The 24,933-nt window shown below is 64.3% G+C and carries 25 protein-coding genes; 11 read left to right on the top strand and 14 right to left on the bottom strand.

Annotation, left to right across the window (positions count from 1 at the left end; translation table 11 throughout):
- Positions 1-212: 212 nt before the first annotated feature.
- A complete protein-coding gene (locus tag NKH71_RS27405; protein ID WP_023718302.1) occupies positions 213-1,208 on the bottom strand; it encodes an aldo/keto reductase in 996 nt (331 codons plus the stop codon).
- A gap of 105 nt (positions 1,209-1,313) precedes the next feature.
- Here NKH71_RS27405 and NKH71_RS27400 point away from each other — a divergent pair, with 105 nt between their 5' ends.
- The 5 genes from NKH71_RS27400 (at position 1,314) to NKH71_RS27380 (ending at position 6,341) form a co-directional block, all read left to right on the top strand.
- Positions 1,314-2,204 (top strand): LysR family transcriptional regulator, encoded by an 891-nt coding sequence (locus tag NKH71_RS27400; RefSeq protein WP_023718303.1) that lies wholly within the window; start codon positions 1,314-1,316, stop codon positions 2,202-2,204.
- Positions 2,205-2,264: 60 nt separating this feature from the next.
- A complete protein-coding gene (locus NKH71_RS27395; RefSeq protein ID WP_352895486.1) occupies positions 2,265-2,843 on the top strand; it encodes a cytochrome b in 579 nt (192 codons plus the stop codon).
- A gap of 68 nt (positions 2,844-2,911) precedes the next feature.
- Positions 2,912-3,487 carry a YceI family protein gene (locus NKH71_RS27390; protein WP_352895485.1) on the top strand — a complete coding sequence of 192 codons (576 nt, stop codon included), beginning with the start codon at positions 2,912-2,914 and terminating at the stop codon, positions 3,485-3,487.
- 149 nt (positions 3,488-3,636) lie between these two features.
- Positions 3,637-4,623, top strand: coding sequence for a Gfo/Idh/MocA family protein (locus NKH71_RS27385; protein ID WP_352895484.1), 987 nt, complete (start codon positions 3,637-3,639; stop codon positions 4,621-4,623).
- A gap of 59 nt (positions 4,624-4,682) precedes the next feature.
- Entirely contained in the window at positions 4,683-6,341 is a 1,659-nt protein-coding gene (locus tag NKH71_RS27380; RefSeq protein ID WP_023718307.1) for an FAD-binding dehydrogenase, read from the top strand.
- Between the two features lie 11 nt (positions 6,342-6,352).
- Here NKH71_RS27380 and NKH71_RS27375 read toward each other — a convergent pair whose 3' ends face one another.
- Positions 6,353-7,099, bottom strand: a complete 747-nt coding sequence (locus NKH71_RS27375) for a GntR family transcriptional regulator (protein WP_023718308.1) — start codon at positions 7,097-7,099, stop codon at positions 6,353-6,355.
- A 99-nt stretch (positions 7,100-7,198) separates the two neighbouring features.
- Between NKH71_RS27375 and NKH71_RS27370 the strand changes: the two genes are divergently transcribed.
- The 3 genes from NKH71_RS27370 (at position 7,199) to NKH71_RS27360 (ending at position 9,065) form a co-directional block, all read left to right on the top strand.
- On the top strand, positions 7,199-7,753 hold the full coding sequence (locus NKH71_RS27370) for an autotransporter (RefSeq protein WP_023718309.1): 555 nt from the start codon (positions 7,199-7,201) through the stop codon (positions 7,751-7,753).
- 160 nt (positions 7,754-7,913) lie between these two features.
- Positions 7,914-8,699 carry a DUF899 domain-containing protein gene (locus tag NKH71_RS27365; RefSeq protein ID WP_084642556.1) on the top strand — a complete coding sequence of 262 codons (786 nt, stop codon included), beginning with the start codon at positions 7,914-7,916 and terminating at the stop codon, positions 8,697-8,699.
- A 99-nt stretch (positions 8,700-8,798) separates the two neighbouring features.
- A complete protein-coding gene (locus tag NKH71_RS27360; protein WP_023718311.1) occupies positions 8,799-9,065 on the top strand; it encodes a hypothetical protein in 267 nt (88 codons plus the stop codon).
- Between the two features lie 46 nt (positions 9,066-9,111).
- Here the strand turns inward: NKH71_RS27360 and NKH71_RS27355 are convergent, their stop codons facing one another.
- The 7 genes from NKH71_RS27355 to bcoG all read right to left on the bottom strand — a co-directional run bounded on the left by NKH71_RS27355 (position 9,112) and on the right by bcoG (position 17,004).
- Positions 9,112-10,050, bottom strand: coding sequence for an alpha/beta hydrolase (locus tag NKH71_RS27355; RefSeq protein ID WP_023718312.1), 939 nt, complete (start codon positions 10,048-10,050; stop codon positions 9,112-9,114).
- Positions 10,051-10,269: 219 nt separating this feature from the next.
- Positions 10,270-11,052 (bottom strand): carnitinyl-CoA dehydratase, encoded by a 783-nt coding sequence (locus tag NKH71_RS27350; RefSeq protein ID WP_023718313.1) that lies wholly within the window; start codon positions 11,050-11,052, stop codon positions 10,270-10,272.
- Positions 11,045-13,123: an acetate--CoA ligase family protein gene (locus NKH71_RS27345; RefSeq protein WP_352895483.1), complete on the bottom strand. Its 2,079-nt coding sequence runs from the start codon at positions 13,121-13,123 to the stop codon at positions 11,045-11,047. The genes NKH71_RS27350 and NKH71_RS27345 overlap by 8 nt, the downstream gene beginning before the upstream one ends.
- Positions 13,124-13,187: 64 nt before the next feature.
- Positions 13,188-14,351 carry an acyl-CoA dehydrogenase family protein gene (locus NKH71_RS27340; protein ID WP_023718315.1) on the bottom strand — a complete coding sequence of 388 codons (1,164 nt, stop codon included), beginning with the start codon at positions 14,349-14,351 and terminating at the stop codon, positions 13,188-13,190.
- 4 nt (positions 14,352-14,355) lie between these two features.
- Positions 14,356-15,429: a 3-hydroxyacyl-CoA dehydrogenase NAD-binding domain-containing protein gene (locus tag NKH71_RS27335; protein WP_023718316.1), complete on the bottom strand. Its 1,074-nt coding sequence runs from the start codon at positions 15,427-15,429 to the stop codon at positions 14,356-14,358.
- On the bottom strand, positions 15,426-16,055 hold the full coding sequence (locus tag NKH71_RS27330; protein WP_023718317.1) for an HD domain-containing protein: 630 nt from the start codon (positions 16,053-16,055) through the stop codon (positions 15,426-15,428). Before NKH71_RS27330 ends, NKH71_RS27335 begins: the two co-directional genes overlap by 4 nt.
- 37 nt (positions 16,056-16,092) lie before the next feature.
- Entirely contained in the window at positions 16,093-17,004 is a 912-nt protein-coding gene (gene bcoG / locus NKH71_RS27325; protein ID WP_023718318.1) for a 3-dehydrocarnitine:acetyl-CoA trimethylamine transferase BcoG, read from the bottom strand.
- A gap of 76 nt (positions 17,005-17,080) precedes the next feature.
- Here bcoG and NKH71_RS27320 point away from each other — a divergent pair, with 76 nt between their 5' ends.
- Positions 17,081-18,061, top strand: a complete 981-nt coding sequence (locus NKH71_RS27320) for a GlxA family transcriptional regulator (RefSeq protein WP_352591840.1) — start codon at positions 17,081-17,083, stop codon at positions 18,059-18,061.
- A gap of 6 nt (positions 18,062-18,067) precedes the next feature.
- Here NKH71_RS27320 and NKH71_RS27315 read toward each other — a convergent pair whose 3' ends face one another.
- Together NKH71_RS27315 and NKH71_RS27310 are read right to left on the bottom strand one after the other, a co-directional pair.
- Positions 18,068-18,277, bottom strand: coding sequence for a hypothetical protein (locus NKH71_RS27315; protein WP_352789410.1), 210 nt, complete (start codon positions 18,275-18,277; stop codon positions 18,068-18,070).
- 166 nt (positions 18,278-18,443) lie between these two features.
- A complete protein-coding gene (locus tag NKH71_RS27310) occupies positions 18,444-19,100 on the bottom strand; it encodes an O-methyltransferase (protein ID WP_023718321.1) in 657 nt (218 codons plus the stop codon).
- A 93-nt stretch (positions 19,101-19,193) separates the two neighbouring features.
- On the opposite strand from NKH71_RS27310, the gene NKH71_RS27305 reads away from it, so the two are divergent.
- Positions 19,194-19,826 (top strand): TetR/AcrR family transcriptional regulator, encoded by a 633-nt coding sequence (locus NKH71_RS27305; protein ID WP_352484707.1) that lies wholly within the window; start codon positions 19,194-19,196, stop codon positions 19,824-19,826.
- Positions 19,827-19,953: 127 nt separating this feature from the next.
- On the opposite strand, the gene xylA is transcribed toward NKH71_RS27305, so the two are convergent.
- Positions 19,954-21,279, bottom strand: coding sequence for a xylose isomerase (gene xylA, locus NKH71_RS27300; protein ID WP_023718323.1), 1,326 nt, complete (start codon positions 21,277-21,279; stop codon positions 19,954-19,956).
- Between the two features lie 110 nt (positions 21,280-21,389).
- Here xylA and NKH71_RS27295 point away from each other — a divergent pair, with 110 nt between their 5' ends.
- Positions 21,390-21,752: a nuclear transport factor 2 family protein gene (locus NKH71_RS27295; protein WP_352484709.1), complete on the top strand. Its 363-nt coding sequence runs from the start codon at positions 21,390-21,392 to the stop codon at positions 21,750-21,752.
- Between the two features lie 209 nt (positions 21,753-21,961).
- On the opposite strand, the gene xylB is transcribed toward NKH71_RS27295, so the two are convergent.
- Both xylB and NKH71_RS27285 read right to left on the bottom strand, forming a co-directional pair.
- Positions 21,962-23,416 carry a xylulokinase gene (gene xylB, locus NKH71_RS27290; RefSeq protein ID WP_352789443.1) on the bottom strand — a complete coding sequence of 485 codons (1,455 nt, stop codon included), beginning with the start codon at positions 23,414-23,416 and terminating at the stop codon, positions 21,962-21,964.
- A gap of 191 nt (positions 23,417-23,607) precedes the next feature.
- The gene (locus tag NKH71_RS27285) at positions 23,608-24,933 is read right to left on the bottom strand and encodes a tetratricopeptide repeat protein (RefSeq protein ID WP_352484713.1); all 1,326 of its coding nucleotides are present in this window, start codon (positions 24,931-24,933) and stop codon (positions 23,608-23,610) included.

The raw sequence follows: 24,933 nt of genomic DNA, 5'->3' as shown, positions 1-24,933 counted from the left end.
CGAACCGTGCACTAGATAATCAGCAGACGCACGAGATGAAGGGCGCGCGTGCGAGGGAGAACTGGCCGGAGATCAGTGTCGTGCCTTGGTAGGAAATGTCGGCAGGACAGAGGGGGGTGCCTCGCGCCAATATCTCGCAATTATTTGCATTGCGGCGCGACCGAAAACGGGGCGCCGAAACGCCCCGTTTCGATTACGCCGTCGATCGCCGTTCAACCGTTGACCAGGGCCAGCAGCTCCTCGGTATAGCGCTTGCCGACCACCTTTTCCGGCGACAGCGCGTCGCCGATGGACGCCACTTCGGCCTGGCTCAGCACAATATCGGCTGCCGCCGTATTCTGCTCCAGATGGCGAATTTTTCGCGCGCCGGGGATCGGGACAATGAAGTCGCCCTGATGCAGCACCCAGGCGAGCGCCAGCTGCGCCGGCGTCACGCCCTTCTCGGCGGCCATCTTTTCCAGCACGGCGACGACCGCCGCATTGGCCGCCATGGCGTCGGCCTGGAAGCGCGGCAACCCGCGGCGCCAGTCGTCGGCGCCGAGAACATCGGGCTTGGCGATCGTGCCGGTGAGCAGGCCGCGGCCGAGCGGGCTATAGGGGACAAAGCCGATGCCGAGCTCGCGACAGACGGCAAACACCTCCTCCTCCGGATCGCGGCTCCACAGCGAATATTCGCTCTGCACCGCGGCGATCGGATGCACCGCATGCGCCCGGCGGATGGTCGCCGCACTCGCCTCCGACAGGCCGAGCGCCCGCACCTTGCCCTCGCGCACCAGCTCGGCCATGGCGCCGACCGTATCCTCGATCGGCACGTTGGGATCGACGCGGTGCTGGTAATAGAGGTCGATGACCTCCGTATCCAGCCGCTTCAACGACGCTTCGGCAACCGCCTTGACGTGTTCCGGGCGGCTGTCGACGCCGGCCATGCGCTCCATGCCGCTGCCTTCTTCCAGGATTTTGAAGCCGAATTTCGTCGCAATCGTCACCTTGTCACGCACCGGCTTCAGCGCCTTGCCAACCAGGATTTCGTTCTCGTAGGGGCCATAGACTTCGGCCGTGTCGAAGAAATTGACGCCGATGTCGACAGCGTGGCGCAGCGTGGCGATCGCGTCCGCCTCCGGCTGGCCACCATAGGCAAAGCTCATCCCCATGCAGCCGAGGCCGACCGGGTAGACGTCAAGTTCATTGCCGAGCTTGCGGGTTTGCATCACGTATCTCCTTGTTGTGATGGTTGTGATGCCGCAGAGATAGCGTCTTGCGCTGCGTTCGATAATCGGCTCTCATTTGCACAGGCTGTTCCAAAAAATAGATCAATGAAGCGAACCCATCTTTCACAGCTCGCTGTACTGGCAACGGTCGCCCAATGCGGCAGTTTTCGCGGCGCGGCCAAGGAACTGGCAATCGCGCCATCGGCGGTCAGCCACGCGGTTTCCAGCCTCGAAGCGCGCCTCGGCGTGCGCCTTCTGGCGCGCAGCACGCGCAGCGTCGCTCCGACCGAGGAGGGCGCGCAGCTGCTCGAGCGCCTCAGGCCGGCGCTATCGGAGATCGATCTGGCGCTGGAATCGGCGATCGAGGCGCGCGACCGGCCGGCCGGCAATCTCAGGCTGACCGTGCCGCGCACCGCGGCCCACCTGACGCTGACGCCAAGACTCGGCGCCTTTGCCGCTGCCTATCCCGACATCGTGCTGGAGATCGTCATCGAGGACCGCTTCACCGATGTGGTCGAGGGCGGCTTCGATGCCGGCGTGCGGCTGGGCGAGAGCCTGCAGCGCGACATGATCGCCGTGCGCATCGGGCCGGACCTTCGCGGCGCAGTCGTCGGCGCGCCATCCTATTTCGAGACCATGCCCAAGCCGCAGCATCCGCGCGATCTTGCCGGTCACCGCTGCATCCGCTTCCGCTTCTCCAGCGGCATTCTCTATCGCTGGGAATTCGAGAAGAACGGCGAGGAGATCGAAATCCCGGTGCAAGGGCCGCTGATCCTCGACGAGGACCATTTGATTGCCAACGCCGCAGTCGACGGCGCCGGGCTCGCCTTCGTGTTCGAGGACTATGTCCGCGACGCGCTCGCCGCTGGCAAGCTTGTTCGCGTGCTGGAGGACTGGTGCCCGCCTTTCGACGGCTTCTTCGTCTATTACCCAAGCCGCCGCCAGATGCGGCCGGCGCTCAGGGCCTTTGTTGATTTCTTCAAGGTCGGCGAGTAAGCCAACCCTCCCCACAAGAGAGAGGTGGAAGAAAGCCGACCTGGCATTCGTTCACCGACCATGTCAGCACTGCCCAAAAACCAGGCCACCGGCTACGGCTGGACGGCGCTCATCCTTCACTGGCTGATCGCGGCGCTCTTTATCGGCCAGTTCGTGCTCGGCTTCGTCATGGTGAGACTGTCCAGCCAGCGCACCGCCTTCGAGCTGATCCAGCTGCATAAATCCTTCGGCTTCCTGCTGCTTGGGCTGGTCATCCTGCGCATCGCCTGGCGCCTTGCCAGACCGGCCCCATCGCTGCCGCGCTCGGTCGGCCCGTTCGAGCGCCGCATCGCGCCGCTTGTCCATCTTGCGCCTTATGCGTTTCAGCTCGCTCTGCCGCTGTCCGGCTGGGCGCTGGTCTCGGTCTCGGTGCTGGAGATCCCGAGCGTGCCGTTCAATCTGTTCGTCATGCCCAATCTGCCGCTTGGTGAATCGGACATGGCAGAAAGCTTCTGGGCGGCGACGCACTGGTATCTCGCCTATGCCGGCATCGGGCTTGTCGCTTTGCATCTGGCCGCGGCGCTGCGTCATCATTTCTGGCTGAGGGATACCGTGCTGACGCGCATGATCACGGCTTCGTCACATCGCGACACGGAATAGAGCGGGCGGCTCATTCGTTCATGGGGCGAGGACGCAAGAAAGCGTTGCCTCCCAAGAGGACCAGTCCCATGTACGCGCGCATCTTCGGATTTGCGGCAGCCGTCGCTTGTTTTGCCATGCCTGTTTTCGCCGCCGTCGCCCTTGGCGACGCGGCCGGCAGCTACACCATCAGCCCGGGGAGTTCCAGCATCCACTTCTCCATCGCCAAGCTCGGCGGCGGCGGGCTCGACGGTGCCTTTGCCCGCTTCAAGGGCAGTATCCTCATCGACAACAGCGATATCGGCCGGTCCCAGGTCAATTTCACCATCTTCCCCGAAAGCGTCGGTACCGACCAAAGCCGCATCGACGCATTTCTCCGCTCGGACGCGGTTTTCGACGCGGCCAACAATCCGGAGATCCAGTTCCGTTCGACCAGCGTCAAACGCACCGGCGCCACGTCAGCCCTTGTCACCGGCCGGCTGACGGCGCGCGGCAAGACCTTTCAGGAAAAATTCACGGCCGAGCTCCGCGGCCTCAGGGCGGGCACGATAAAATTCCATATCACCGGCAAGGTGCTGCGGTCGCGCTACGGCATGGATGTCGGCACGCCGATCTATTCCAACGTCGTCGACTTCGACATGACGCTGACCGGCAAGCGGGGATAGCTTGACTTCGCGATTGGCAGAGACACGTCTCGCATCGTCAAGCCCGAGGATGACGAAAGCCCGGTTCGAAGGACCAGTCCAAGTGTCCAATTGGCTTTTCTCTTGAATTAGGGCAAACCTCCAGGCCTGCAATCGAGAGGAGAAATCTGATGTTCCGATGGGGTGTTTTGTCGACGGCCAAGATCGGCCGCGAGCAGCTTTTGCCGGCAATCGTCGAGGCGGAGAACGGCGTGCTGTCGGCGATCGCCAGCCGCGATCTGTCGAAAGCCCGGGCACTGGGCGAACGCTTCGGCGCGCGCCACGCTTTCGGCTCCTATGAGGAGCTGCTCGCCTCCAGCGACATCGACGGCGTCTACATTCCGCTGCCGACCTCGCAGCATGTCGAATGGACGGCCAAGGCGATCGAGGCCGGCAAGCATGTTCTGGTCGAAAAGCCGCTGGCGCTCGATGCCAAGGACATTCCGCCGCTGATCAAGCTGCGCGATGCCAAGAAGGTGCTGGTCTGCGAAGCCTTCATGGTCGTCTACCATCCGCAATGGATCAAGGTGCGCGAGCTGATCGCCAACGGCGCCATCGGCCGGCTGCGCCATGTCCAGGGCGCGTTCTCCTATTACAATGTCGACCCCAACAACATGCGCAACAAGCTCGATCTCGGCGGCGGCGCGCTGCCCGACATCGGTGTCTACCCGACGGTGTCGACACGCTTTTCGACGGGCAAGGAGCCGCTGCGCGTCCAGGCGACGATCGAGCGCGACAAGACGTTCGGCACCGACATCTATTCCTCGATCCGCGCCGATTTCGGCGATTTCGAGCTGTCATTCTACCTGTCGACGCAGATGGCGGCACGCCAGGTGATGGTGTTCCACGGCGAGAAGGGATTCATCGAGGTGTTCTCACCGTTCAACGCCGGGCTCTATGACCATCACCGCGTCGAGCTGCACAACCAGAACCACAGCGAGGCGCAGGTATTCCGCTTTCCCGGCACGCAGCAATACCGGCTGGAAGTCGAGGCCTTCGCGCGGGCGGCACAGGGCGGCAAGGACCGCGTTTTCACCCTGGAAGAATCGGTGCTCAACCAGAACGTCATCGATGCCATCTTCCGCGCCGGCGAGAAGGAAGGCTGGGAGACAGTCTAGGCCGGCCATGATCCCAAAAAATGAGGGACCGGTTTTTGGACGAGATCATGACCAAATAGATGCCAAACGACGCGGATGTGATCATTGTCGGCGCCGGCCTTGCCGGTCTTGTCGCGGCGGCCGAACTGACTGAGGCCGGCAAGAAGACAATCATCGTCGAGCAGGAGCCGGAGCAGTCGCTTGGCGGCCAGGCGTTCTGGTCGCTCGGCGGCATCTTCCTTGTCGATTCGCCCGAACAGCGGCGCATGCGCATCCGCGATTCGTATGAGCTGGCGCTCGAGGATTGGCTGGGCACTGCAGCCTTCGACCGCACGGAAGATCTCTGGCCGCGCCGCTGGGCTGAGGCCTATGTCGGCTTCGCCGCCGGCGAGAAGCGCTCCTGGCTCATGCAGCGCGGCCTGAAATTCTTTCCGGTGGTCGGCTGGGCCGAGCGCGGCGGCGGCAATGCCGTCGGCCACGGCAATTCGGTGCCGCGCTTCCATGTCACCTGGGGCACCGGGCCTGGTGTGCTCGAACCGTTCGTGCAGCGCGTGCGCGAGGCCGAGAAGCGCGGGCTGATCAGCTTCAGGTTCCGTCACCGGGTCAACGAATTGAGCCGGACGGGTGCTGCCGTCGACGGCGTGCGCGGCGACATATTGGCGGCGAGTGATGCCGAGCGCGGCCGCAAGAGCTCGCGCGAGATCACAGCCGATTTCGAGTTGAAGGCGCAGGCCGTCATCGTCGCCTCCGGCGGCATCGGCGCCAATCACCAGCTGGTCCGGGAGAATTGGCCGCAGCGGCTGGGTGCGCCGCCGAAACGCATGATCACCGGCGTTCCCGACCATGTCGACGGCCGCATGCTGGCGATCGCCGAGGCTGCCGGCGGCAGGCTCATCAACCGCGACCGCATGTGGCACTATGTTGAGGGCGTCAGGAACTGGGCACCGATCTGGACCGATCATGCGATCCGCATTCTGCCCGGCCCGTCATCGCTGTGGCTCGATGCGCGCGGCAAACGCCTGCCGGTGCCGCTCTATCCCGGCTTCGACACGTTGGCCACGCTCAGCCACATCATGAGCACCGGATACGACTATTCCTGGTTCATCCTGACCAAAAAGATCATCCAGAAGGAGGTCGCGCTGTCCGGCTCCGAGCAGAACCCCGATCTGACGGGGAAAAGCTGGCGCCAGGTGCTTGGCCGTGCCACCAGCGGCGTGCCCGCGCCGGTCAAGGCGTTCATGGAGAAGGGTGAGGATTTCATCGTCGAGCCCGAACTGCCGGCGCTGGTCGCCCGCATGAACGCACTGGCCGGAGGCGAGCCGCTGCTCGAACTGGCGCAGGTCGAGCGCGAAATCCGCGCCCGCGACCGGCAGCTCGACAATCCGTTCTCCAAGGACATGCAGATCACCGCGCTGCGCGGCGCGCGAGCCTATCTCGGAGACCGGCTGATCCGTACCGCAAGACCGCACAAGCTGCTCGATCCCGCCAATGGCCCGCTGATCGCCGTCAGGCTCGGCATCCTGACCCGCAAGACGCTCGGCGGGCTTGAGACGGACCTCGACAGCCGCGTGCTGGGCGCCGGCGGCCAACCGGTCGAAGGGCTGTACGCGGTGGGCGAGGCAGCCGGTTTCGGCGGCGGCGGCATGCACGGCTATGCAGCGCTCGAAGGTACGTTTCTCGGCGGCTGCATCTTTTCCGGCCGCAGTGCCGGACGGGCAGCGGCGCGAGCGGTGGGGTGAAACAAGGCGCTTTAGGCGAAAGGTTGCAAATTGACGTCTTGAAGCTTGGAACCGGCAAGCAAAGCCTCGAGCACCTGCTTCTTCAAAAACAGGCACTGCGCACGGGCAAGTTTCACGATGGCGGAAACGTCGCCTGCCTCGCAGGCAAGAACCAGTTCCTTTTGCTGGGCGATGATCAACTGGGTGAAGTCGCGCGACTTGAAGCCGAGGTGGAGAACCCGCGCCGACTGGTCGAGTATCTGGTCCAGGAGATGCGCCAGCCGCAAATTTCCCGAGAGCTCCGCAAGGGCCAGGCGAAAAGCACGATCGGCCGCAAGGAAGGCAATGTGGCTGCGTAGCGTCTCCGGCTTCAGCACTTTTTTCGCTGCCAGCCTGATATCCTCCAGCCCGCGCTCGGTCATGTTCGATGCCGCCACCCTGAACACTTCCGGCTCGATCAAGCTGCGGACATCGAAGATCTCGTTGACGTCCCGCAGACTGAGCGTCGCAACGACGTAGCCGCGGCGCGGCTCGCTCCTGACCAGCCCTTCCTGCATCAGGCGGGCCAACGCCGCGCGGATGGTAGCCTTTTTGATCTGGTATCGATCGCCGATCTGTTTCTCGGTGAGCGCTTCACCGGGGCGCAGCACGCAGGCAATGATGTCGTTCCTCAGCTGCTCATATGCCTGTTCCCTGCGAAGGACGTCGGCGGCTGACAGTGCTGTCGCCTCGACGGTGGCCGGCCCTGCCGGTTCGGCGGTCAACTTCGTCGTTTTCATATTCTGTCCGTCTGGCTGTCCCGTTGACGCTGGCCTCAGCATTCGCTAGCGTGAGCACCTCAGATTGATAATCTGAGCATCTCAGGAAGGATAACTGATATGCCTTTAGCCGCCAACTCACCTCTCTACGCCGTTGCCGATGATATCGTCAATGCCGCGAGAGGCCCAGATCCCCTCGAAGCGGTAAGGACGGTCCTGGGCGACTACACGAACCGTTTTCACGCATCGGGAACACTCGCTCACGAAGAAGACGACGACGAGGTGCTTCTGCATGCGAGCCCTAACCTGACGATCTATCACATCACGCTGTCGCCCGGCCTGCAGTACCCGCCTCATAACCACCTGATGGATGCCTTGATCGGCATCTACAAGGGCAGCGAGACGAACTTCATCTATCCTGTTGCCGGCAGCGAACTCGATGTCCCGGAAAGGCAGGACATCGCAGCGCCTGCCGTGGTGCACATGGCCTCAAATACCGTGCATGCGGTTGCGAATACCGGCAGCGCGCGATCGGGTGCGCTGCATGTCTACCTCGGCGATCTCACACGAACCCACCGGCAGCTGTGGAGCCCGGAAAGCAACCAGGCCGAGCCGTTTGACAATGACCGCTACCTGGCCGGCGCACGGCCCATTCAGCAGTCCGGGCGCGAATGAGCGCAGAGGCGTCGCTGGCGGCGAAATTGGCCGTGATCAGCGAACCCGTCGGAATCGCGTCACACTTGTCACTCTCGCCAATCCGCTATCAGCCCCTATCCTATCTCACGACCCAACACGTCGCGCCGGTGCGGCGACAAACCAGCAAGGGAGATGCACAATGACGGCACATCAGAATGGCACAGGCGAGCAGGGCTCGCGGCTCGCGATGAAGACACCACCGGTCGTTTCGCCTGACGCATGGGAGGCCGCGCGCCAGCAGCTGCTCGTGAAGGAGAAGACCGTGACCCGGGCTCGCGACGCACTGGCCGCCGAGCGCCGGCGGATGCCATGGGTGGCGGTGGAGAAGTCCTATACGTTCGAAGGGCCTGACGGAAAGGTGAGCCTGCTCGACCTGTTCGAGGGCCGCCGCCAGCTGGTCGTCTACCGCGCCTTCTTCGAGCCCGGCGTATTCGGCTGGCCCGACCACGCCTGCCGCGGCTGCTCGCTGGGGGCGGACCAGGTCGGCAACCTTGCCCATCTGAATGCCCGCGACACCACGCTTGCCTACGCCTCGCGCGCACCGCAGGCCGACATTGCGCGGCTGAAGGCGCGGATGGACTGGAAGATGCCCTGGTACACCATCACCGACAGCTTCGATGCTGATTTCGGCGTTGACGAGTGGCACGGCCATAACGTGTTCATCCGCGACGGCGATCGCGTGTTCCGCACCTACTTCATCAACAACCGCGGCGACGAGGCGATGGGGACCGTATGGAGCTACCTCGACCTGACGCCGCTCGGCCGCCAGGAGGTTTGGGAGGATTCGCCCGAGGGCTATCCGCAAACGCCGACGTACAAGTGGTGGAACTGGCACGACAATTACGGTGCCGAAGCCGTCCCCGACAAAAAATGGGTCGAGATATCGGACGCCGGAGAGGCCGCGTTCCGGAATCGCACCGAATAGAACATCTTTGGCGTCGCAGAAATGCGGCTAAGACAAATGGAGGAGCGGGATGCACGGTTCAGTTCGAACGCATCCCGCTCACTACCAGGGACAACGGACATGAGCGAGATTCATGCAGGCGGATCCGGCGGCGATGCGAGCCCGGCCGCCCTTGGCGCAGCCGACTGGCTGTCCTTCGCCGCCGCGCCGACCTTCGCAACCATGGCGCTGCTGACGCTTCTCGGCGGAGCGCCGGATATGATGTGCTCGACCGGGCAAGAGGCGTCACCGCTGGCCGGCATGGTCCCGATGTACCTGCTGATGAGCGCCTTTCATTTAGGACCTTGGCTGAAGCAGGTTTCCGGCCGGCGACGCCGCCGCAAATAGAGCTGTACCGGCCGACAAAGGCCCGTTCTGGTCGGGAAGACATCCCTCACCAGATCCACTCGCCCCTTCCCAAAACCGCTACCGCATCGACAATCCGGGTAAAGCTCGAGCGGGCGCGGCCGGCCGTGTGCCTGGCGCGCAAATAGCCATGCACCAGTCCCAGCTCCTCGAACCACCAGGCGCGCCCGCCTGCAGCAATGATGCGGTCGCGATAGGCTTCGCCGTCCGACGACAGCGGGTCGCATTCGGCGGTGATCACGACGGTAGGCGGCAGATTGGCAAAGTCGGCGTCGGCGAGCGGCGACAAGGTGAGATCGCCGGTGCGGTCCTCGCCCCCGGTCCTGATGTCCCTGTAGAAAACGAGGTCGCGCACGTTAAGCATCGGCGCTTCCGCGTGGGTGACGTAGGAGCCGGCGGAGCTGTCGCCGCCAAGGCCGGGATAGACCAGAATCTGGCCGATCGGCTTGCGCGCATGGCCACGCGTCGCGTGGCTGACGGACGCGGCGAGATTGCCGCCGGCACTGTCGCCGCACAGCAGGATAGGCCGTTCGTAAGTGGTCGAAGCCCATTCGAAGGCGCTGATGGCATCGTCGAAGGCGGCCGGATGAAGGTGTTCCGGCGCCAGCCGGTAGTCGACCGAAACCACTTCGTAGCCGGTGCGGCCGCAAAGCTCGGCGCAAAGGTCGTCATGGCTGTCGAGCCCGCCGAGGATAAAACCGCCGCCATGGAAATAAAGCACCATCGCCGCCGCTTCCGGCGCCGGGGCGCGGTAGACGCGGGTCGGGATGTGCCAGGGTGTGGCAATGGCTGTGGTTTCCGCCGTGACGCCTTGGGGATAGCCGGCAAAGAACTCGCGGCACATCCGGTTATAGATCTCGCGCTGCTCGGCGATGGTGTAGTCGATCGTATCGGGTGGATAATAGGAATTGGTCCGCTCGATGAAGGCCCAGGTCTCGGCGTCGATGAGGGTTTTGTAGTTGGTCATTGGCGCCGAATGGGCCGCCAAGGTTGAGCTTGGACACCCCCCTCTGGCCTGCCGGCCATCTCCCCCGCAAGGGGGGAGATCGGCAGCTTTGGCCTTGCCGCTTGTCCTGCAACGCTGGAAATTGGCGAAATCCGATGCGACATCCGATCTCCCCACTTGCGGGGGAGATGCCCGGCAGGGCAGAGGGGGGTGTGAAGGATCGCCATCATCTCCGCAGCGTCACTTCCCCTTCCACACCGGGTCGCGCTTCTCGGCGAAGGCGCGAAAACCCTCGAGATTGTCCTCCGAGCCGTAGAGTGCGTCAACCGTTGGCAGCTGCCGGCGCGTCACCCGGTTCATCGCGTCCTGGAACGTCAGCGATTCAGCGACCCGAGCCGTTTCCTTGATCGCGGCGAAGACCAGCGGCGGGCCGCTGGCGAGCAGCCGCGCGATCTCCCAGACGCGGTCCTCCAGCCTGTCCTTGGGCAGCACCTCGTTGACCAGGCCCCAGCGATGCGCCTCGGCGACATCCATCCAGCGGCCGGTGAGCAAAAGGTCCATGGCGACATGGTAGGGGATGCGCTTCGGCAGCTTGATCGTCGCCGCATCGGCCAGCGTGCCGGCACGGATTTCGGGCAGCGCGAAGGAGGAGTGGTCCGACGCATAGATGAGGTCGCAGGATAGGGCCAGTTCGAAGCCGCCGCCGACCGCCATGCCGTTGACGCAGGCGATCACCGGCTTGTTGAGGTCGCGCAATTCCTGCAGCCCGCCGAAGCCGCCGACGCCATAGTCGCCGTCGACCGCGTCGCCGCCGGCAGCAGCCTTCAGGTCCCAGCCGGCGCAGAAGAACTTGTCGCCGGCGGTCTTGACGATGGCGACGCGCAGCTCGGGATCGTCGCGAAACGCCTTGAAAGTCTCGCCCATAAGCCGCGACGTGTTCAGGTCGATGGCATTGGCCTTGGGCCGGTCGAGCGTGACTTCGAAGATCGTGCCCTCGCGGCGGGTGGTGATGATTTCAGCCATTCTTCTTGCCTCCCAGCACCATCAGCGCGTCGGCGATCCAGGCGCCCTTGCCCTCGGCGCAGACGATCAGCGGATTGATGTCGAGTTGCTCGATCTCGCCGGCATTTTGCTGCACGAAGCCGGCAATGCCCGATATCGCCTCTATTGCCGCCGTGACATCGGCCTTCGGCCGGCCGCGATAGCCGTCGAGCAGCGGGAACAGTTTCAGCCCGCGCAAAGCGGCCTCGATGTCGTCACGGGTCGCCGGCAGCATCAGCGTGACGCTGTCGCGCAACAGCTCGACCAGCACGCCGCCGGTGCCGAGCGTCATCACCGCGCCGAACATCGGGTCGCGGGTGAAGCCGACCAGCAGCTCGGCGACGCCATCGCGCACCATGCGCTCGACATAAAGGCCGGTGCCGAGCGGGCCGAGATCATGGGCGGCGGTGCTGACGGATTCGGCATCCCTCAAATTGAGCCGGACCGCGTCGAGCTCGGATTTGTGGATGACGCCAAGAGCCTTCAGCGCTACCGGGAAGCCGAGCGCCATCGAGGAGATCACAGCCTCGACCGCGTTGCCGGCGCGCTCGCCCTTCGGCACCGGGAGCCCGGCCTCGATGAGCCGCGCTTTCGCCTCCGCCTCGTCCGGGGTGACATGGTCGCCAGCCGGCGCGCCAGACGCCGAGGTGTCGATCGGCTGCGCCAGCGGCTCGCGCCACGCCCAGCCGATGAAGGCTGCCGCCTGGGCGGCGTCCATGGCCTCGGAAATGCCGAACAGCGGCACCATGCCCCGCGCCATCAGCCCTGCAGTGTATTCCTCGGGCAGGTTCTCCGGCAGCGAGGAGACGATCGCGCCTTGCGCGCTGTTGGTCTTCAGCGCCGCTTCGAAGGCGCGCAGCGTCGCCCACCAGTCGGTGTCGGAGCAGCGGTCGGGGCGCGGAAAGTCGAGCACCAGCATGTTGAGGTCGAAGCCGCCAGACACCATGGCGGTGAAGGTGGCGGTCATCGCCGGCTCGTTGTTCCAGATGAAGGTATGGTAGTCGAGCGGGTTGGCCACCGCGACCAGCGGGCCGAGCGTCGATTTGACCTGAATGCGATGCTCGGCGGTGAGAGGCGGAAAGGTCACCCAGCGGCCTTCGGCGCTGTCGGCCATGACGGACGCCTCGCCGCCCGAACAGCTCATCGACGACAGCCGGTAGCCGGGCAGGGGACCGGTGACGTGCAGCAACTTCAGCGCCTCGATGAAGGCCGGGATCGAATCGATGCGGGCGATGCCGAGCCGCTTCAGGAACGCGCCGGACGCTGCGTCCGAGCCGGCCAGCGACGCGGTATGCGAGACGGTCGCCTGCCGCGCCTGCTCGGAGCGGCCGACCTTCATGGCGATAACAGGCTTCTTCAGCTCTCGTGCCCGTGCCGCCAGCCTTTCGAAGCCGGCCACCGAGTCGAAGGCCTCGATATGCAGGCCGAGCGCGGTGACGCGGTCGTCCTCGATCAGGCCGAGCGCCATTTCGGAAAGCCCGGTCTGCGCCTGGTTGCCGGCGGTCATCAGAAAGGCGATCGGCAGGCCGCGCTTCTGCATCGTCATGTTGATGGCGATGTTCGACGACTGGGTGATGATGGCAACGCCGCGACCGCCTTCAGGCAGCCTGATGCCGCCATGCTGGTCGGGCCACAAAAGCGCGCCGTCGGCGTAATTGATCAGCCCATAGCAGTTCGGCCCGATGATCGGCATGGGACCCGCCGCCGCGACCAGCTCGGCCTGCAGCCGCTCGCCGTCCTCGTCATAGGCCTCGGTTTCGAGGAAGCCGGCGGCGAAGCAGACCGCACCGCCGGCGCCGCGCTCGGCCAGCGCCTTGACCACTTCGATGGTCAAGTGCCGGTTGACGCCGATGAAAGCGGCATCCGGCGCACCGGGCAATTCGGCCACCGAGCGATACGCCTTGCGGCCGGCGACCTCGTCCTTGCTCGGATGCACGGGCCAGATCTCGCCGGCAAAGCCCATCTTGATCGACTGCGCGACGACGGCAGCAGCCTGCACGCCACCGAAGACTGCGATCGTTCGTGGGCGCAAAAGCCGCTCAAGTTTGTGCATCGTCATCTTTTCGTTTGAGCATGATCTTTTCCAAAAACCGGATTCCACTTTTTGGGATCATGCTCTAGCCCCCGAACGGGCGCAGCAGCGCCCGCGAAATGATGTGGCGCTGGATTTCCGAGGTGCCTTCCCAGATGCGCTCGACGCGGGCGTCGCGCCAGATGCGTTCCAGCGGCAGATCGTCCATCAGCCCCATGCCGCCATGGATCTGGATCGCCTCGTCGGCGACGAAGGCGAGCATCTCGGTGGCCTTCAGCTTGGCCATGGCCATGTCCTGATCGGTGACGGTGCCCTGATCGTACTTCCAGCCGGCTTCGAACACCATCAGGTCGGCGGCCTTCAGCTCGGTCGCCATGTCGGCGAGCTTGAACGACACGCCCTGGAACTTGCCGATCGGCTGGCCGAATTGCTGGCGCTGCGCGGCGTATTCGATGGCGTGGCCAAGCGCCCGTTCGGCGCGGCCGAGGCAGGTGGCGCCGACCTGCAGGCGCGTCGCGCCAAGCCATGAATTGGCGACGTCGAAGCCCTTGTGCACCTCGCCCAGAACCTGAGTGGCCGGCAGACGGCAATCGTCGAATTCGAGGATGGCATTGGTGTAGCCGCGATGCGAGACGTTGCGGTAGCCGTCGCGCACGGTAAAGCCCTTGGTGCCCTTGTCGACGAAGAAGGCGGTGATCTTCTTGCGTTTTCCACGCGAAGACTCTTCCTCCCCCGAGGCCATGAAGACGATGGCGAAATCGGCGAGGTCGGCGTGGCTTATGAAATGCTTGGTGCCGTTCAGCACCCAGTCGTCGCCGTCCTGCACGGCGGTTGCCTTCATGCCGCGCAAATCGGAGCCGGCGCCCGGCTCGGTCATTGCCAGGCAATCCCATTTTTCGCCGCGAATGCACGGGAACAGATACTTCTCGCGCTGCTCCGGCGTGCCGGCAAGGAGGATGTTGGAAGGCCGCGCCACGCAGGTCCAGTGCAGCGCGTAATTGGCGCGGCCGAGCTCCTTTTCATAGAGCAGCCAGGTCACCGTATCGAGCCCGGCGCCGCCGACATCGGCCGGCATGTTGGCGGCATAGAGACCAGCTTCGATCGCCTTGGCCTTGATCTCCTCGATCAGCTCACGGCGCAGCACGCCGGTGCGCTCCACTTCGCGCTCATGCGGGTAAAGCTCGTTCTCGACGAAGGCCCGCGTCGTCTCGACGATGAGCTTCTGTTCCTCCGAAAGACCAAAATCCATGGTCTCAGCCTTTCTTCTTTTTCTTCGGCTTTTCAGCCTTGGCCTTCTCGGCAGCCTTGGAGGCGGTGGGCTTCTTCGCCGCAAGCTTGGCCAGTTGCCTGGTATAGTCCTTATGCAGGGCGCCGGCGCCCCAGCCTTTGCCTTTGTTCTGCTTCGACAGTGCCTCCATGATCGCGACCAGATTGTCGTCGCGGATCTTTTCGAGTTCGCGGATCGACAGACCGTGCGCCTGGTCGTCCGACTGGGTCGCGATCAGCTCGACCAATTCGTCGTTGAACTCCGGCACATCCATCAGCTTGGTCCATGGCCATTTCAGGCACGGGCCGAACTGCGCCATGAAGTGGCGCATGCCGGCCTCGCCGCCGGCGACACGATAGACCTGGAACATGCCCATCTGCGCCCAGCGCAGGCCGAAGCCATAGCGCATGATGTCGTCAAGCTCCTCGACCGTGCAGATGCCGTCCTTGACCAGCCACAGCGCCTCGCGCCAGGCCGCTTCGAGCAGGCGGTCGCCGACAAAGGCTTCGATCTCCTTGCGGATCACCACCGGCTTCATGCCGATCGAGGCATACATCTCCTTGGCGACTTCGATCGCCTCGGGAAAGGTCTGTTCGCCGCCGACGATTTCGACCAGTGGCAAGAGATAGACGGGGTTGAACGGATGGCCGACCACCAACCGCTCCGGATGTTTCTTCATCGCCACCTGCATGTCGGTCGGCTTGATGCCGGAGGTGGAGGAGCCGACAATGGCGTTGGCCGGCGCATAAAGGTCGATCTCGGCCAGCACGCGGTGCTTGAGGTCGAGCCGCTCCGGCACGCTTTCCTGGATGAAGTCGGCATCGGCGACCGCCTCGGCGATCGTCTTGGCGAAAGTGAGCTTGCCCGCTTTCGGCAGGCCGCCGGGCAGCATCTGCTTGTAGGCGCGTCGCGCTCCCTTCATCACCTCGCCGACCTTGCGTGACGCCTCGGGGTCGGGATCGAAGATCGACACGTCGATTCCGTTGAGCAGCAGCCGCGCGACCCAGCCGGCGCCGATGACGCCGCCGCCGATGGCTGCCGCCTTGTTGATGATGCTCATGCGGAGGCTCCGGTTCTTGTGCTGGCTGTTGCGGGGTCGGTGAGGGCGACACGCTCGCCGGCACGGATCACGGACGCGTCATAGGCCTTGCGCGCGAACACTTCGAGCACGAAGGGCCGGAAGAAATCGATCGGCAATGTCTCGTAATCCGGGTCGAAGCTCGACTGGTCCCAGCGCTCGCAAAACTCATCGCAATCGTCGAAGTAGATGTGCCCGGCGAAACGGTCGCGGGCGTGCGGGGTGCCGCCGAGGTGATGTGCGTAATAGAGGCGCTGGAAGTCGCCGTGCTTTTCCACCACCCAGGTGCATTGCTCGCGTACAAAGGGCTTCAGGATCGACGCCGCATACTCGTCGTGATTATAGGGCGCGTAGATGTCGCCGATGTCGTGCAGCAAGGCGCAGGCAATCCAGTCGGTGTCGGCGCCGTCGCGCCAGGCCCGCGTCGCCGCCTGCAGCGAATGGCCGAGCCGGGTGATCTTGTAGCCCGACAGCCCTTCGTCGAGCTGGACAAGCGCGTCGAGCAGACGCTCGCCGGTCTTTGCCGCATGGTCGATCTCATGCTCGGTGAGGAAGGCATAATCCTCGCGGTCGCCGTCCTTCATGGCGGTGAACTTCACGGTCTTCATCGGCGGCTCCTCCCAACCGGGTTCTTCCCGCCCTTGCTCAAAGCGGTGCGCGCTTCGTCAGGTTCAGCTTCTTTCGCACCTCATCCGGGCCGATGACCCTGGCGCCCATATTCGACACGATACTGACCGCCCGCTCGACCAGCTGCGCATTGGTCGCCAGCACCCCCTTGTCGAGCCAGAGATTATCCTCCAGCCCGACACGGACATTGCCGCCGGCCAGCACCGCGGCAGCGACATAGGCCATCTGGTTTCGGCCAATGGCGAACGCCGACCAGTTCCAGGTCGACGGTACATTGTTGACCATGGCCATGAAGGTGTTGAGGTCGTCCGGCGCCCCCCACGGCACACCCATGCACAATTGCACCAGCGCGTCCGGCTTCAGCACTTGTTCCTCGACCAATTGCTTGGCAAACCACAGATGCCCGGTGTCGAAGGCCTCGATCTCCGGCTTGACGCCGAGCGTCGTCATCATGCCGCCCATGGCGCGCAGCATGCCGGGCGTGTTGGTCATGACATAATCGGCCTCGGCGAAATTCATCGTGCCGCAGTCGAGCGTACAGATTTCCGGCAGGCACTGGCGCACATGTTCCATGCGGTCGGTCGCGCCGCCCATGTCCGTGCCTTTTTCGTTCAGCGGCAGCGGCTTTTCCGGTGGGCCGAACACCATGTCGCCGCCCATGCCGGCGGTCAGGTTCAAAACCACGTCGACGTCAGCCGCGCGGATGCGCTCGGTCACCTCGCGGTAGAGGTGCACGTCGCGCCTAGGCTTGCCGGTCTCGGGATCGCGCACATGGCAGTGCACGATCGCAGCCCCTGCCTTTGCCGCCTCAATGGCCGAATCGGCGATCTGCTTGGGCGAGCGCGGCACGTGCGGGCTGCGGTCCTGCGAACTGCCGGACCCGGTCACGGCACAGGTAATGAAGACCTCACGGTTCATCGCTAACGGCATCGGACTCTCTCCCAATAGAACGTAGGGCAAGAATGCCTGACTTGCCGGAAACTGTTTTGCGTTTTACGAAGATCATGTGACCAAAACCGAAAAACCGACGATCTTTCGTGCCGAACGTCTGCCGCTCAAGGTGACGCTGCTGGTATTCTCCGGCTCGTCGATCATGTGCGTCGCGTCGGCCGTCGACCCGTTGCGCGCCGCCAACCGTATTGCCGGCGAGACGCTGTTCGATTTCAGGCTGGTCTCGGTCACAGGCGAGGCGCCGGTCACCACATGCGGCCTGCCGGTGGCGGTCAGCGGCCGCTTCGATGCGGCTGACACAACCGACATGCTGGTCGTCGTCGCCGGCTTCGGCACGCAGAACTACGCCACTTCAGCCTTGCTTTCCGGACTGCGCCGGGCGGCGCGCGCGGCACGCGCCTGCGGCGGCGTCGAGGCCGGCACCTGGCTGGTGGCGCGCGCGGGCTTGCTGGAGGGGCGCAGCGCCACCACCCACTGGGAGGATATGGAGGATTTTTCTTCGGCCTTTCCCGGCGTCGACGTGCGCCCCGACCGCTACGTCATCGACGGTCCCGTATTCACCTCTGGCGGCGCCTCGCCGACCTTCGACCTGATGCTGCATCTGATCCGCACGCGGCTCGGCATGGCCGTGGCGCTCGATGTCGCGAGCGTCTTCATCTACGACCAGGCGCGCGCCGCGACCGACGCGCAGCCGCTGGTCTCGCTCGGCCGTCTTGACGGCTACGATCCCAGGCTGGCGCAAGCCATCCGGCTGATGGAAGCGCATGTCGACCAGCCCCTGACTGTCGCCGCCGTGGCCAAGCGCGCCGGGGTGACGGCGCGGACGCTGGAAAGTATCTTTCGCAAGTCGATCGGCGAAACGCCGGGCGCCTATTATCTCAGGCTGCGCCTCGGCGCCGCGCGCCGGCTGGTGGTCGATACGCGCATCGCCATGGCGGACATTGCCGGGCGAACGGGGTTTTCGTCCGCCGCGGCATTTTCCAGAGCGTTTTCAAGAGCGTTCGGCGAAGCGCCGGTCAGGCTGCGCCTGAGATAGTGGGGATCAGGCAGCGTCTTGGCGGACGCTGTTGCCGTCGATCTGCGAGCGCATCTGTCTCGCCAGATGGGTCTCGAAGCGGCTGGCGACCGCGCGATCCCATTCGTTTGCACTCAGCGCACCATGCTTGGGGTGCGGCAGCGCCATCAGCCGGTCGAGGATCGATCCGGCCTCGCCAGATGAGAGCAGGGCGTCGATTTCGCGTTCGTGCTGCATATCGTTTCGCCTCCTTCTTTCTGATTCCCGCCACGAACCACACTATAGGAACTCCGTGACGGCTGTTTGAAGGCAAGAGCGAGGCGATTGATGGGCGATGCCGGGCAAAGTTTTGTCCGCCGCCGCCCATCTTGGGCACGATCTTTCCGACAGATCAGGCGGTGCGTCAGCCGAGCCGCATGGACAGTTCGACATCCTCGCCGAACGGCGTGGACATGTAGCCGCTTCCGGTCGAGCGCACCCGCGAGAGGTATTCGGGGCAAAGATCGGCATTGTCGGCAACGACCAAGGCGCCCGGCCTGAGGCGACTTTCAACTAGGGTCAAGACCTCGGGATAGAGCGCTTTGGCGCCATCGAGCAGCAGCAGGTCGACCGTTTCGGGAAGATCGACGCTTAATGTTTGCAGCGCGTCTCCCTCTCGGATTTCCACCATGTCGATGAGACCGCCTGCTGTGAGGTTGCTCCTGGCGCGCGCCACCTTGGATGGCTCGAACTCGCTGGTGATCAGGCGGCCGCCGCCATTGTCCCGCAAGGCTGCGGCAAGGTGCAGGGTCGAGATGCCGAACGAGGTTCCAAATTCGACGATCGTCCGGGCGCCGCTGCTCCGTGCCAGCATGTAGAGCAGCGTGCCGGTCTCTCGCGAAACGGGAAGCCAGAGATCCTTTAGCCGCCCGTAGAAATCGAGGTATTCGGTCTTGCTCCGAATGAAGCGGCTCCGCTCCTCGGCGGAGAGCTCCGCCACGGCAGGGCTCGTTGCCGCAGCGGCTTCCTCGAACAGGCGGTCCAGCAGGGGCGCCAGCGGCGTTGTCGTCAGTGTGGTCATATTGGTCTCCAGTCAAAATTGAATGCGTTCTTGTGCGGCATTCAAAATACGACTAATCATTCGCATTCACTAATCGCATTGGCGCGCCTCTCAATGAGCGATCACCGAAGTCCGCGGATTTCCTCGCGAAAACAGCCCAAGCAGGCCCGCTCGGCGGAGCTCGTTGCTGCGATTTTGGAGGCTGCTGTTCAGGTTTTGGCGAGGGAAGGCGCGCAGCGCTTCACCACGGCGCGGGTGGCCGAGAAGGCCGGTGTCAGCGTCGGATCGCTGTATCAGTATTTTCCGAACAAGGCGGCGATCCTGTTCCGGCTCCAGAGTGACGAATGGCGGCAGACGACCGATTTGCTGCGCGACATCCTCGAGGATATCAGGAAACCGCCGCTTGAAAGGCTGCGCGGCCTGGTCCACGCCTTCCTCCGCTCGGAGTGTGACGAGGCCGCGGTGCGTGTGGCGCTCGACGACGCCGCACCGCTTTACCGCGACGCGCCTGAGGCGCGGGCGGCAAGGGCGTCCGGAGACCGCACCATCCAGCTCTTCATGCAGGAGGCGTTGCCCAACGCCGCGCAAGTGACCCGCGAATTGGCCGGCGACCTCGTCATGACGACGCTGAGCACGGTGGGGAAGCAGTTCTCGGAGGCGCCTCGAACCGCCACGGAGATTGAAGCCTACGCCGACGCCATGGCCGACATGTTCTGCGCCTATTTGAGAGGCCTCGATCACGGCTAGGGCAAATGCTAGGCCCGGTCAGCAAGCAGACCGAAAGTTTCGCAGGGGGCAAACCTTGTCGGTTTCAGCCCCGCGGAAGCCGCCTTTATCCGCGGCCGCTGAAAATGCGGCCGCGAAACGGCACGCCTCAGACGTACCGGTTGACGATGTTCTCGAGCAGTTCCTGGCGGCCGGATCGGGGCTGCGGCTCGATCTTCTCCTTGACGACGCGATCAGCAATTTCCTCCAGCGTGCGCTTGCCGGCAAGCATCGCCTTGGCCTCGGCCGAATCCCAGCCGGCATAGCGCTCGGCGAGCGGCGCCGACAGCGCCTTGTCCTCGACCATGCGTGCCGCTGCCTTGAGGCCTCGAGCGCAGCAATCCATGCCGCCGATATGACCGATCAGCAGATCCTGCGGATCGAGCGACTGGCGCCTGAGCTTGGCGTCGAAATTGGTGCCGCCGGTCTTGAAGCCGCCCGCCTGCAGTACGTGATAATAGGCGAGCGCCATCTCCGGTACATTGTTTGGGAACTGGTCGGTGTCCCAGCCCGATTGGTAGTCGTTGCGGTTCATGTCGATCGAGCCGAAAATGCCGAGCGCATTGGCCAGCGCCAGTTCATGCTCGAACGAATGGCCGGCCAGGATGGCGTGGCCTTGCTCGATGTTGAGCTTGACCTCGTTCTCCAGTCCGAAACGCTTGAGGAAGCCATAGACGGTGGCGACGTCGTAATCATACTGGTGCTTGGTCGGTTCCTGAGGCTTCGGCTCGATCAGGATGGTGCCTTCGAAGCCGATCCTGTGCTTGTAGTCGACGACCAGATTGAGAAAGCGGCCGGCCTGTTCCTGCTCGCGGGCAAGGTCGGTGTTGAGCAGCGTCTCATAGCCCTCGCGGCCGCCCCACAGCACGTAGTTCTCGCCGTTCAGCCGCTTGGTGATGTCGATGCAGTGTTTCACCGTCGCGGCCGAATAGGCAAAGACGTCCGGATCGGGATTGGTGGCGGCGCCCGACATGAAGCGGCGGTTGGAGAACAGGTTGGCCGTGCCCCACAACAGCTTGACGCCAGTCTGCTTCATCTTTCCCGAGAAATAATCGGCGATCTCGTCGAGCCGCGCCGCACTTTCGGAAAAGTCCCGGCCCTCCGGCCGCACATCGGCATCGTGGAAGCAGAAATAAGGCGCGCCCAGCAGCGAAAACATCTCGAAGGCGACGTCGGCCTTGAGCTTGGCCAGCTCCATCGTGTCGGTACCGCCGGCCTTGGGGAACCACGGCCGGTCAAACGTCTGGCCGCCGAACGGATCGCCGCCTGGCCAGGCAAAGGAATGCCAGTAGGCGACGGCAAAGCGCAGATGGTCTTCCAGCCGCTTGCCGGCGACGATCTCGTCGGGATTGTAGAACCGGTAGGCCAGCGGATTGGTCGAATCCGGTCCCTCATATTTGATCTGTTGGATGTCGCCGAAAAAACCGCTGGTCATGTTCTTTTCCTCTCGCATGCTTCGGCCTGATTACCTCAAGCGTAATTGGTTTCGCGCTGGCGTTGGTCGAAAAGGCTCATGTCAAGAGCATCCAACGAAGGAGACAGACCATGACCGACCTCAACACCATTGCCGAAAACTACATCGCCGCCTGGAACGAGAGTGACGCCGCGCGCAGGAAAGCCTTGCTCAAGACGACCTTCACCGAGGATGTCGGCTACCGCGATCCGATCATGCAGGGCGACGGCCATGACGGCATCGCCGCGCTGATCGAAGGCGTGCAGCAGCGCTTTGCCGGCTTCAGGTTCTCGCTGAAAGGCGAGCCGGACGGCTTCGCTGACGCCATCCGCTTTTCGTGGAACCTTGGGCCGGACGGCACCGAGCCCGTCATCGAAGGCACCGATATCGGCATCATCGAAAATGGCCGGCTGAAAAGCGTCACCGGCTTTCTCGACAAGGTGCCGGCGCAGTGAGGAAATCTCGGCAAAGTGGGGGCCAAGCACCCCCCTCTGCCCTACCGGGCATCTCCCCCTCAAGGGGGGAGATTGGCTGGCCTTTCCGCCTTCGCCAATCACCGATCTTGCAAGACTGGCATAGCCGTCGACGCTGCCGATCTCCCCCCTTGAGGGGGAGATGCCAAGTGGTGGCAAAGAGGGCAGGCCAGAGGGGGGTAAGCGCCAGCTCACGCGGTTACAGCCCTGATCGCCGGGTAAAGCTGGCGGTAGCGCTGATAGGCCTGCGCATAGGCGTCGCCGAGGGCGGCGACCGGCTCGACCGTGGCGTCCGTCGCCGGCGCCGTGCACACGGCGCGCGGATCGGCAGCGGTCGCCGCGATCAGGCCAAGCCGGGCCGCACCGAACGCGGCGCCGAAATCGCCGTCGGCGGGAATATCGATGGGCAGGCCAAGCGCGGTGGCGATGGCCTTCAACCAGTAGCGCGAACGCGAGCCGCCGCCGATCGCCGTCACCCGGGTCAGCGTCGTGCCGGCCTTGGCCAGAGCTTCCAGGCTGTCGCGGAAAGCGAAAGCGACGCCTTCGAGCACGGCCTGGGTCAGCGCCGCGCGGCCGGATTCGTGTGCAAGCCCCGTAAACGCGCCGCGAATGGCGGAATCATTGTGCGGCGTCCGTTCGCCTGAGAGATAGGGCAGGAAGGAGACACCGGTCGGCGCCTGCAGCGCATCGCCGAGTTCGGCGGTCAACTCGCCAGCACCTTTGCCCGCGATTGCCGATAGCCAGTTGAGCGAATCGGTTGCCGACAGGATGACGCCCATCTGATGCCAGGTGCCGGGCAGGGCATGGCAGAATGTATGCACGGCGCTTTCCGGGTTGGGCAGATAGGACGCATTGGCGGCAAAAAGCACGCCTGACGTGCCGAGCGAGACGAAAGCCTGGCCGGCACCGACCGTGCCCATGCCGCAGGCCGAGGCCGCGTTGTCGCCGGCGCCGCCGGCGATCGGGATGCCCGCCTGCATGCCCCATTTCGCAGCCAGTTCGCTGCGCAAGGCACCGGCCTTTGCCGTGCCTTCGACCAATGACGGCATCTGCCTTTCGTCGAGCGACGTGGCGGCGAGCAGTTCGGCGGACCAGGCTCGTTTGCCGACGTCGAGCCACGACGTGCCAGCCGAATCCGACATTTCCGAAATATGCTCGCCGGCGAGCCAGAGCCGCAAAAAGTCCTTCGGCAGCAGGACCTTTGCCACCTTGGCGAAAACAGCCGGTTCGTTGTTTTTCACCCAGGCGAGCTTTGGCGCGGTGAAGCCGGGAAAGACGATGTTGCCGGTCAGCTTGCGAAAGCGCGGGTCGGCGTCGAGTGCGGCCGCCTCGGCGTGGCTGCGTGTGTCGTTCCACAGGATGCAGGGGCGCAGCACCTGGTCGGCGGCGTCGAGCAGGGTGGCGCCATGCATATGGCCGGAAAGGCCGATGCCTTTGACCGCCGCGAGCTCCTTCGCATGCGCGGATCGCAGCTCGGCGATCGCCGCTTCGCAGGCGCGGATCCACTCGGCCGGGTTCTGCTCGGACCAGCCGGGATGCGGGCGCGACACGTCGAGCGACGCGTGGCCGGAACCGACGATGCTCTGCTTTGCATCGATCAGCAGCGCCTTGACGCCCGACGTGCCGAGATCGAGGCCGAGATACATGTTTCCTCCCATGTCCGTCAGGCCTGGCGGCGACGGTCTTTCTTGCTCCGCCGCCTCTGCCTGCGACAGAGGCGGCGAAGATATCCCGGCAATCGTGCCGCCGGACAAGCGCTCCGGTCAACACGTGAAGATTTTTTCGACACTCGAAAAAATCTTGCCGGGGCAGTTTTTAAGGCAAGATTTAGTCTTGGTCAATTCGCCGCGAGAGCGGTTGCGCGCCGTGAAAACAGTGCCGATAGCGGGCTGTCCGGCCGTGCCAGCGCGCGTTCCGCGGCAAGCGCCCGCGCCAGCGCACCATCACCGGAACGCAATGCCGCCTCGATCAGCGTCAGGCCGATGACGTCGCGTTGGGCGTGGCTGCCGCCGAAGCGATGGGCGATCGCCCGGATCGGCCGGATCAGGCGGATCGTCTCGGCATAATTACCGTCGCCGAATGCCTTGATGGCGAGCGTCAGGGGATGGCCGACATCCCTGGTGAAACCAGCGTTGTCGTCTTTGCCCTGCATCGCCTCGCGCTGCGCCTCGAGCAAGCCGCGGGCCGGCGCTTCGAGGGCGGCGCCGACAAACGCCATCATCGCGTGGGCGTCGTTGAAGGCATAGTTGCCGGCGCTGGCCTTGGGCAACCAGTTGGCGGCCAGCGCCGTCCAGCGGTCGCCGACATCGACGCCGCCGAGATGCAGCCGCCACAGGATCGCCGAGGCATCGACCATGTTGAGCGCCAGCGTCGAGCGCTCGGCATAGATCGGCCCGTCGTAGAGCGCCAGCACCTCGTCGGTCTCGCCGAGGTCGTAGTGGAACAGCGCCAGGTGCCACCAATTGTGCACCTGCAGAAAGCTTTCCCGCGTCCACGCTTCGGGGTTGGCGCGCATCCACAGAATGCCGTCCTTCTGCCGGCTCTGCATCTCCATGACGTGGGCGACGGCATGCTGGGCCCAGCCGTCGCGCGGCTCGATATCGACCGCCGTGCGGCCAAGTTTTTCGGCGCGCGCGTAGTCGCCCATTTCCTCCAGCCCAAAGGCCTGCATGCCGAGTATGGCGTGGTAGCCCGGCATGCCGCTCTGCCAGGACGGCAGCGCGCGGCCGATGCGGTCGCGCAGCATGCGGGCGTTGCCGGTGAAGAAGTCGATCTGGTGGCCGGTCTGCAGCGCCAGCGCATCGAGCGGGAACTCGATGGCGATATCCTCCAGCACGCGGGCGGCCTCGTGCCAGCGGCCCTCCGCAAGGTGGCCAAGCGCGGCGACATGCGCCTGCTCGCGCGTCGTCGCGGCAAGCGGCAGCGCTGCCTCGTGACATGCCTTGGCCACCGCCGTCGCTTCACGCTCGGTGGCGAGGCCAAAGAGATAACCCTTGAACACATGCGCCATGACGAAGCCGGGATCTTCGGCGATTGCCCGGTCAACGGAACCGACAGGATCGCCGATGAAGCACTGCAATTCGCGCACAGCCTGGCTGTAGGACGAAAACCCGGCCTCCGTCGCGCCAGACAGCGCTAGGCCAAATGCATCCCTGACCGCCAT

The organism is Mesorhizobium sp. M0983 (assembly GCF_040318975.1).
In the GTDB taxonomy this organism is placed as follows: Bacteria; Pseudomonadota; Alphaproteobacteria; order Rhizobiales; family Rhizobiaceae; genus Mesorhizobium.
This window is presented reverse-complemented; position numbering and strand designations above follow the sequence as displayed.